The organism is Streptomyces sp. NPDC060209 (genome assembly GCF_042728155.1).
GTDB lineage: Bacteria > Actinomycetota > Actinomycetes > Streptomycetales > Streptomycetaceae > Streptomyces.
The window spans coordinates 1-2,555 of sequence record NZ_JBHWZS010000538.1 but is presented as its reverse complement, the minus strand read 5'-3'; the positions used below and the strand labels follow the sequence as shown (position 1 = coordinate 2,555).

Genomic DNA, 2,555 nt, shown 5'->3' with positions numbered 1-2,555 from the left:
GCCTGCACCATCTTGATGATCCCCGCAGCACCCGCCGCAGCCTGCGTATGACCGATGTTGGACTTCAACGACCCCAGCCAGAGCGGCTGGTCCTGCGCACGGCCCTGGCCGTACGTCGCCAGCAACGCCTGCGCCTCGATCGGGTCACCCAACGTCGTGCCCGTCCCGTGGCCCTCCACCGCATCGACATCCGTGGCCGAGAGGCGTGCGTTGGCCAGCGCCTGACGGATCACTCTCTGCTGGGAGGGCCCGTTGGGCGCGGTGAGACCGTTGGACGCGCCGTCCTGGTTGACCGCCGACCCCCGCACCACCGCCAGCACCTCATGACCCAGCCGCCGCGCATCCGACAACCGCTCCAGCAACAGCACTGCCACGCCCTCCGCCCAGCCCGTGCCGTCGGCTGCGTCGGCGAACGCCTTGCACCGGCCGTCGCGCGCCAGCCCCCGCTGCCGGGAGAACTCGACGAACGGTGACGGATTCGCCATGACCGCGACCCCGCCGGCCAGAGCCAGCGAGCAGTCACCGCTGCGGAGTGCCTGCGCGGCAAGGTGGACGGCGACGAGCGATGACGAGCACGCCGTGTCCACCGTGACGGCAGGCCCCTCAAGGCCGAGGGCGTACGACACCCGACCCGAGGCCACGCTCCCGGAGTTTCCGGTGCCGAGGAAGCCTTCCAGTCCCTCGGGCACTGCGCCGAGGGACGTCGCGTAGTCGTGGTACATGAGCCCGGAGAAGACTCCGACGCTGCTGCCGTGCAGCGAGGTCGGATCGATGCCCGCCCGCTCGAACACCTCCCACGACACCTCCAGCAGCAACCTCTGCTGCGGATCCATCGCCACCGCCTCACGCGGCGAGATGCCGAAGAGTGACGCGTCGAACCCACCGGCGTCGTGCAGGAAGCCGCCCTCGCTGACGTATGACGTACCCGACCGGTCCGGGTCAGGGTCGAAGAGGCCTTCGAGGTCCCAGCCCCGGTCGGACGGGAAGGGCGTGACGCCGTCGCGCCCTTCGGCCACGAGCTTCCACAAGTCGTCCGGCGAGGAGACCCCGCCCGGCAGCCGGCAGCCCATCCCCACGATCGCGATCGGTTCCGTGGCGGCGGCGGTGAGCCGGTCGTTCTCGCGCAGCAGCCGCTCCTTGTCGATGAGGGCGGCGCGCAGGGCTTCGACAAGTTGGTCAGTGGACGTGGTCATGGGAACCTTCCGAAGTCCGAAAAGCGGTCACTGCCTGCCGCCGAGCGCTCGTTCGACGAGATCCTCGACGTCCATCGATGCGATGGCGTCGGCCGCCGTCCCGTCGTCCCGCACATCTCCGGCGCCTGTGTCGGCGTCGGCCGACTGCGAGGACACCAGCGCCTCCACCGCACCCAGCACCCCGAGATCGTGGAGTGTGGCGAGGGGGACCGTGGCCAGCACTCGCCGGATGTCGGCCTCGGAGGCAGCTGCTCCGACGCCGTGGGCGTTGCCGTGTACGTGGGTGGATCCGGGAGTGTCGGCCGAGGGCACGATTGCGGCCTGGAGGTGGTGCGCGAGCACGGTCGGGTTGGGGTGGTCGAAGACGAGCGTCACGGGCAGCCGTACGCCCGTGGCTCTGGTGAGACGGTTGCGCAGCTCCACCGAGGCGAGCGAGTCGAACCCGATGTCCTTGAACGCCTGGGCTGCGCCGATCGCGTCCTTGGTGGCGTGGCCGAGTACGGTGGCCGCCGCGCTGCGGACGAGTTCGAGCAGCTCACGTATCCGGTCGCGTTCGGGGAGTGCCGTCAGGCGCTGGGTCAGGGATTCCTGGCTCGGGCCGTCGGTGGTTGCCGTCGCGGCGGTCTTCCTCGGGGCTCGTACGAGTCCGCGCAGCAGCGGTGCCAGTTCGCCGGCCGCAACCTGCTTGCGAAGCGCGGCGAAGTCGAGCTTCGTCGGCACCAGCAACGCCTCATCGGACACCAGCGCACGGTCGAACAGCGCGAGTGCCTCTGCTGACGACAGTCCGACCAGTCCGCTGCGGGCGAGCCGCGCGAGACCGGTGTCGTCCAGGTGTCCGGTCATGCCGCTCGCCTCGGACCACAAGCCCCACGCCAGCGACACCGCGGGCAGACCCTGCTCCCGGCGTATCCGCGCCAGACCGTCCAGGAAACCGTTCGCCGCCGCGTAATTCCCCTGGCCCGCGTTCCCGAGTACGCCTGCGCCGGAGGAGAAGAGGACGAACGCGGCCAGGTCCAGCTCGCTTGTGAGCTCGTGAAGATGCCAAGCCGCATCGGCCTTCGGACGGAAGACGTTCTCGAGCCACTGGGGGTCGAGCGCTGTCATGATCCCGTCGTCGAGTACTCCGGCGGCGTGGATGACGGCGGTGAGGGGATGCTCGGCCGGGATCCCCGCCAGCACATCCGCAAGTGCCTCACGATCCCCCGCATCAGCCGCGACCACCTCCACCCGCGCACCCGCAGCCGTCAACTCCTCGACCAACTCCGCAGCACCCTCCGCCGACGGACCACGACGACTCACCAACACCACACTGCGCACACCATGCACACCCACCACATGCCGGGCCACCAACCCACCCAACGT

2 protein-coding genes are annotated in these 2,555 nt (G+C 69.9%); both read right to left on the bottom strand.

Features of this window, described 5'->3' with window-relative positions; genetic code table 11:
* Window positions 1-1,127: beta-ketoacyl synthase N-terminal-like domain-containing protein (locus ACFWFI_RS42335; RefSeq protein WP_387401232.1), on the bottom strand; the 1,127-nt coding region annotated here is incomplete at its 3' end.
* A 93-nt stretch (window positions 1,128-1,220) separates the two neighbouring features.
* On the bottom strand, window positions 1,221-2,555 hold a 1,335-nt coding region (locus ACFWFI_RS42330), incomplete at its 5' end, for a type I polyketide synthase (RefSeq protein WP_387401230.1).